5 protein-coding genes are annotated in these 7,221 nt (G+C 24.9%); all 5 read left to right on the top strand.

What is annotated here, in order from left to right; genetic code table 11:
• Window positions 1–600, top strand: a 600-nt coding sequence (locus tag J7G74_RS12530; protein ID WP_297135930.1) for a glycosyltransferase, incomplete at its 5' end; no start/stop codon positions are given.
• 482 nt (window positions 601–1,082) lie between these two features.
• Window positions 1,083–2,678, top strand: a complete 1,596-nt coding sequence (locus tag J7G74_RS12525) for a glycosyltransferase (protein WP_297135928.1) — start codon at window positions 1,083–1,085, stop codon at window positions 2,676–2,678.
• A 26-nt stretch (window positions 2,679–2,704) separates the two neighbouring features.
• Window positions 2,705–3,718 carry a sulfotransferase gene (locus J7G74_RS12520; protein WP_297135927.1) on the top strand — a complete coding sequence of 338 codons (1,014 nt, stop codon included), beginning with the start codon at window positions 2,705–2,707 and terminating at the stop codon, window positions 3,716–3,718.
• 10 nt (window positions 3,719–3,728) lie between these two features.
• The gene (locus J7G74_RS12515) at window positions 3,729–4,892 is read left to right on the top strand and encodes a glycosyltransferase (RefSeq protein ID WP_297135925.1); all 1,164 of its coding nucleotides are present in this window, start codon (window positions 3,729–3,731) and stop codon (window positions 4,890–4,892) included.
• Between the two features lie 37 nt (window positions 4,893–4,929).
• Window positions 4,930–6,504, top strand: coding sequence for a murein biosynthesis integral membrane protein MurJ (murJ, locus tag J7G74_RS12510; RefSeq protein WP_297135923.1), 1,575 nt, complete (start codon window positions 4,930–4,932; stop codon window positions 6,502–6,504).
• Window positions 6,505–7,221: the final 717 nt, after the last annotated feature.

The following is a 7,221-nucleotide window of genomic DNA, read 5'->3' as shown; positions in this document are numbered from 1 at the left end:
TTATATAATTATTTACCTAATGAGGCAATAGATAACTATGATATAGATTCAAATAAAATTTTAATGATTTCTAGATTAACTAAAGAAAAAGGTGTTTATGAAGCTATAAATGTGATGAATGATTTGAGAGAATATAATCTGAAATTAATTTTAGCTGGTGATAGTCCAGAGCTTAAAGATATAAAAGCATATGTTAAATCTAAATCACTTGATGATATTATTTATTTTACAGGTTGGATTGATGATGATAAAAAGTATACACTATTTAAAGACTGCTTTGTATCTATATTACCATCACATTTTGAAGGGATACCAATGTCAATATTAGAGTCTATATCTTTCGGAGTTCCTGTAATTGCATCGAGAGTGGGTGGAATACCAGAAATTATTTCTGATAATGAAGGATATCTCCATGAGGCAAAAAATGAAAAAGAATTAAGAAAGTTAATTATTGAGATGTATGAGAATAGAGAAAAAAGGATAGCATTTTCTAAGAGTTGTTTAAAAAAGTATGAGGGTAAGTTCACAGAAAGTAAGCATATAAGACAATTATATAATATATATTCAGAATTAGGGAGTGATAATCTATGTCAAGTTTAATTACTATTTATGTATGTTTCCTTAATTTTTTTAATACTGAATATATACTGAAGTATAAGTATACTTGTTATATTTTATTATCATTGTTGTGTTTAAAGTCATTATATTTTGATAGAAGAAAATTAAAAGAATGTTTGAAAAAAGGTGATTTATTTGCTAAATTTCTTATATATATGACCTTTGGTATTTTATCAACAGTACCGTTATTATGGGGTGGGAGGCATAATGACATACTTACAGCCTATATAAGGATATGGTTGTTATTACCGATTATTTATTATATATATGCAAATAAGAATATAAATCTCATAAGTGGATTTATTAAAGCTTCTTATTTAATAAATTTAATCATTCTTTATGATTTATTAAAATATACATATTTATTTGGAAGAATTCAAAGTATATTTAGTCATCCTAATTTTTACGCATTCTATCTGATAATGATTATTTTATGTATCATGTATAGCATACATAGCAAAAAAATGAATGCAAAAATAGGATATCCATATATTGCTTTTAATATTTTTATGATGGTAGCAGCAGGCAGTAAAACTGCATTCATAGTATTAGGATTTATATTATTATATCAGTTTATACTGTTTATAAAAGAAAAGTCAAAAATAACTAAAGTTATTATAGTAGGGATAACACTTGTTGGTATATTATTTACCATAATTTGTTTTGGGGATCGTTTAGCTAATTTAAGAATATTTGATATAAATTATGGACTAGCAGAAAATCAAATAAATTCATTTACTTGGAGGATTTTAAAATGGAAAAGTAATATGGAAGTTTGGTATAAGAACATACTTGGAGTAATATTTGGTTACGGATATAGAAGTGAACAATTCTATGGTATGGAAGGATACTCAATGCATAATGAGTATTTAAGAATAATATTTAATACTGGAATTATAGGAACTATTTTACTATTAAATTTCTCTATATCTTTTATCAACAAGGTAACAAGAATAGAAGATAAAGATAAAAAAATATTCTATATATCTGTATTAATTTTAATCATAATAGGCAGTGTTTCTGAAAATTTATTCGTTGCAAGTGAAACAACTGTAATGTATTTGGCTATTTTATTTAGTATTAATTCCAATGAATTTAAAAATAAATTAATGAAAAGAGAATATAAGCATATAAATGTATCACCTTTAGTCTCAGTAGTAATGAGTACATATAATGAAAGTTCTAATGATTTAGATTTATCAATACAGTCTATTTTGCAACAAAGCTATAAAAATATTGAATTTATTATAGTTTTAGATAATCCTCAAAATAAGATTATAAAAAATGTATTAAATCGATATAAAGAGTTAGACGAAAGAATTGTCATTATAGAGAATGAAAAAAATATAGGACTAGTAAAGAGCTTAAATAAGGCCTTAAAAGTTGCCAGCGGAAAATATATAGCAAGAATGGATGCAGATGACATATCTTATAGAGATAGAATTTTAAAACAAGTTAATATTCTAGAATCATATAATGAAATATCTCTAGTAGGAACTGATATCTTACTTATAGATGAAGAAAATATAGAGATTAAAAATGAGAATTTATTAATTTCTGATCCTGTACAATTAAAAAAATGTATAGGGTTATGTAATTGTATTGCTCATCCAACATGGATGTTTAGAAAAAGTATCTTGGATGATTTAAAAGAATATAATGAAATTCCATGTGCTGAAGATTATGATTTTTTAATTAGAATGGCAATATGTGGATATGAGTTTTATAATATTGATGAAAAATTACTAAAATATAGAATTCGTCAAAATAGTATAACGCAATCAAGTGAGTACAAACAACTAATTATGACTACAAGAATTCGTAAAGCATATAAAAAGAGTAGGGGGAGTGTAAGTAACTATAATAAGCATATAGATACTAATGTTGATTGTAATATACATATAAAATCAAAAGAGCTTTATTATAAGATAAAAAATAAAGAGGGTTCTAATATTTTAAGTAAATTAGTATCTAAATTTGTTGCTTTATGCAATCCATACTTTAGAAGTCATTTAATATCAAGGATGATTATTAGAACAAAAGTATATAAGTTATTGTAAAAATAAGATAGTTAGGAACGGTGTTTATGAATAAATATAATAGTATAGTTACTTGTGCTAGTTTTGGAGGAACAGGTTCATCTGTTGTTACAGATTTATTAAAAGAATTTGAAAATATAAAATCTATGGGTGATTATGAGTTTACGTTCTTATATGAAGTAGATGGAATATCGGATTTAGAACACTATATTGTGGAAGATTTTCATAGATTAAAAACTGATGAAGGTATATATAGATTTAAAAAATTAATAAAACATTTAAATAGAGGATATAGTGAATTCTTTGGCGAAGAATTCATGAAATTAAGTAACGAGTATATTGATAATTTAACTGACATATCATGGCAGGGCAATTGGCATATGCATCAATATAGATATCCTGAACTAGTTAGAATATTAAAATATAAAGTGCCGGAGAAGATTCAAAAAATATTATTTAAGTTAAAAAAAGCTAAACATAGTTATGAATTAGTACCAAAATATCCGAAGCTTGAGATGAATTTATCATTTAGAAACGGGGAATTCTATGAGTTAACAAAAGAATATACTGAGAAATTATTCTCTGTACTTAACTCAGATAGTAAATATAAATATTTAGCACTAGATCAGCTTATACCACCAACAAATATAGATAGATATTTAAAATATTTAAATGATACTAAAGTAATAGTTGTAGACAGAGATCCTAGGGATTTATATATTTTAAATAAATTATTTTGGAATGAAGGATGGATACCAACACATGATGTGAATGAATATATAAAATGGTTTAAATTACTTAGAAAAAATATAAACGAAAATGAAGATAAGGATCGTATTATAAGAATTAGATTTGAAGATTTTATATTTAATTATGATGATACTCTAGATAGAGTAATTAAATTCCTTGATATAGATAGTATTAATCATATAAATAAATATAAATACTTTAATCCACAAATATCTAGAAAAAATTGTTGCTTATGGGAAAAATATAATAACTTTGAGAAGGATATAGAATTAATATCTGAGGAACTCAAAGAGTTTTGTTATAAAAAATAAGGAGTAAAATATGAAAAAGAAGATTTTGTTTATAATATGGTCATTTACAGCTGGTGGAGGAGCAGAGAGAATCTTAGCTAATGTTGCTAATAATTTAAATCCTAATAAATATGAAATAGATATATTAGAAATTGTAAACTTTGATATAAATAAAGAGGAAGTAAATGACAATATAAATTTACTAAAACCTATATTAAAATATAATAATGGAAGTTATGTAACTAGAAAAATATCAAATTTAAAAAGTAGATTTTTATATGATACATTATGTAAAAATCCTAGTAAGATAAGAAATAAAGTTATAAGTAAAAAATATGATGTTGAAATATCTTTTAACTATTTATATCCAACGTTCTTATTGAGTGATGATTCAGAAGTATTAAAATTATCATGGATACATAGTTCTATAGAAGATTTAGATTACAGGAGTATAGAGGATAGAAGGGAAAGAATTAAAATACAAGAAAAGTATTTATTACAAAAGAGACACCTAGAAAAAGTAGATCATATAATAACTATTTCAGATAGGACATTTGATTCGGTTAATGAATTATATCCACATTTACAATATAAAAATCAAAAAATATATAATGGATATGATTTCAAAGATATTGAAAGAAAAAGAGAAGAAGAAGCCAATATAGAGAAAAAGAAAAATACAATTGTTACAGTATCTAAAATTGATGAGCGAAAAAATATACCTCTTTTAATAGAAGCAGCTAAACTCTTAAAAGAGAGATCTCTAGAATTTAATATTGATATTATTGGTGAAGGAGTAGAAACTAATAATGTTAAAAGGCTAATAAAAGAATACAATTTAGATGACAGTGTAACTATGCACGGATTTAAATCTAATCCATATCCATATATGAAAAATGCAGATGTATATTGCTTGACATCATTTGTAGAAGGGTTTCCAACAGTATTAGTTGAAAGTATGTCATGTGGATGTCCATTTATTTCAACCAAAGTCGCTGGATTAAATGAATTAAATCCTGATGAAAGCTGTGGGATATCTGTAGATTGGGATGCTAATTCTGTGGCAGATGCGTTAGAGCTTATGTTAACAAATAATGAACTAAGGTCTAAAAAATCAAAAAATTGTATTGAAACAATTAAACAATTTACACTTGAAAACCAAATTAAAAATATAGAAAAATTATTAGATAATTAATGATGGATTTAGTATCTAATTTTAGAAAGGGAGTAAAATGAGTAACTTAGCGAAAAATACATTTATACTTGTTATTGCTACTGTTTTAGCTAAGATATTAGGTTTCTTTAGAGAAATGGTATTAGCATCTACATATGGTGCAGGGATGGTAACTGATTCTTATATAACAGCATTAAATATACCATCTGTATTATTTGTGGCTATAGGGGCAGCTGTTGCATCTACCTTTATACCAATTTACTTTGATATAAAATCAAAGCACGATGAATCAGAAGCAATTAAGTTTACTAATAATGTAATAAATATAATAATACTATTATGTATATTAATTTCTATTGTTGGATTAATATTTACAAAACCGTTAGTTAAAGTTTTTGCGGCTGGATTTACTGGAGAAAAGCTTGAATTAACCATAAGGTATACTAGAGTGTTAATCTTAGGAATGGCATCTATGGGTGTAAGTGGTATGATTACTGCATTTTTGCAGTCTAAGGATGATTTTACAATTCCAGGATTAATCGGACTGCCATACAATATAATTATTATTTCATCAATAATATTAAGTGCAATGTATAATCCTAATATTTTAATATGGGGAACATTATTTGGCATAATAAGTCAGTTAATATTCCAAATTCCATTTGCATATAAAAAAGGATTTAAATATGAACTTTATATAGATTTGAAAGATAAATACTTAAAAAGAATGATTTTATTATTAGGACCTGTTTTTATTGGAGTTGCTGTCAATCAATTAAATTCTATAGTTGATAGAAGTTTAGCATCTACTATAAATGAAGGTACTGTTTCTATACTAAATTATGCTAATAAATTGAATTCGGTTATAATAGTAATGTTTATATCTACTTTAACATCAGTTATTTATCCTATGCTTGCAAAATTGGCCCATGATAAAAAGAAAGATGAATTTAATAAAATGGTAGTTAAAGGCATAAATAGTATAGTATTACTTGTATTACCTATTTCTATTGGGGCTATGACACTATCTCAACCAATAATAAAAGTATTGTTTGAAAGAGGAGAATTTAATACTAATGCAACATTAATGACATCTCAGGCGTTATTATTCTATGCTATAGGAATGGTTCCTTATGGTATAACAGATTTATTAAGTAAGGTATTTTATACTTTACAAGATACAAAGACACCGGTAGTTAATGCATCTTTATCTATGATAGCAAATATTGTATTAAACTTTATACTTATAAGATCTATGTCACATAATGGACTAGCTTTTGCTACTAGTATTGCATCGTATATATATATGATTTTATTGTTTAGAAAATTGACAAAGGTACTTGGGAATTTTGGTCAAAAGAAAGTTTATATAACAGTATTTAAATCATTATGTTCAGCATTAGTTATGGCAATAGCTACAAGATATTCTTATGAAATACTATTATCTAATTTAGTATTAGGAATGTTTACAGAGTACTTAGTATTAGCATGCTCAATATTAGTTGGAGGACTTGTTTATGCGACGATGATAGTTATATTAAGGGTAGAGGAAGTAAGTACTATTATTAATATGGTAAAAGATAAAGTAGGTAATAAATTAAATAAAAATAATACTTTTAAAAATATAAATTAGATGATTATTTAATACAACTGTAATAACTTAAATTTATTTTGTAACAAATATATTATGGTGAATTTAACCTATAAAAGAGTTAAAAATGTATTAAAAAATTTGTCAGAGTGGACTATTCCAAGTAAAGTAGATAGTGAAAATAATAAAAGTTAATCTAGAGTATGTAAATAGTAATGTATATTTTCTAAATTTAATTAAGATATACGATAACTATTTTTAGGACTATGAGTATAAAATCATAGTCCTTTTTTATATTTTAAGGGATTATAAACTATCTGAATTGTGAATAATTTATAATTCCGATTGATAAATTTAAGCAACGGGCGAAGCTGTTGGTAACATGATCCAAGGAAATTCTTTATAAATAAAGTTATGGGTAAAGATAAATCTATAGGAAAAAATTAAAGAGTTAGTATCTTGAAAATATATCTATCAACTGATGCTTATGGGTGATTTAGTTTATCAAAAGTAGTTTACTTTATTTGAAAAAACTTTAACTAGCACAATAGATTAACTTATAATATAGACAATTTATATTTTCATATTTTAATTTTTTAATCGTAAGCTCTTAATTTTGTGCATAAGTAGTAATTTACCTATAGACTTGTTGGTTGATTTATGTTAATTTGATTAAAATGCATTTTGAGAGTAATTTTATTGATTTTAGTCGAATAACTAAGTTCATCATAAATGACTTTTTATTTATATATTTGTCTG

The organism is Terrisporobacter sp., assembly GCF_017888745.1.
Lineage (GTDB): Bacteria > Bacillota > Clostridia > Peptostreptococcales > Peptostreptococcaceae > Terrisporobacter.
The sequence above is the reverse complement of the archived record's forward strand: the minus strand, read 5'-3'. Positions and strand labels throughout refer to the sequence as shown.

Bases quoted from the DNA above. Each gene is read 5' to 3' on its own strand.
- J7G74_RS12520 (WP_297135927.1), top strand. From the start codon at position 2,705: ATGAATAAATATAATAGTATAGTTACTTGTGCTAGTTTTGGAGGAACA.
- J7G74_RS12515 (WP_297135925.1), top strand. From the start codon at position 3,729: ATGAAAAAGAAGATTTTGTTTATAATATGGTCATTTACAGCTGGTGGA.
- J7G74_RS12525 (WP_297135928.1), top strand. From the start codon at position 1,083: ATGAATGCAAAAATAGGATATCCATATATTGCTTTTAATATTTTTATG.
- murJ (WP_297135923.1), top strand. From the start codon at position 4,930: ATGAGTAACTTAGCGAAAAATACATTTATACTTGTTATTGCTACTGTT.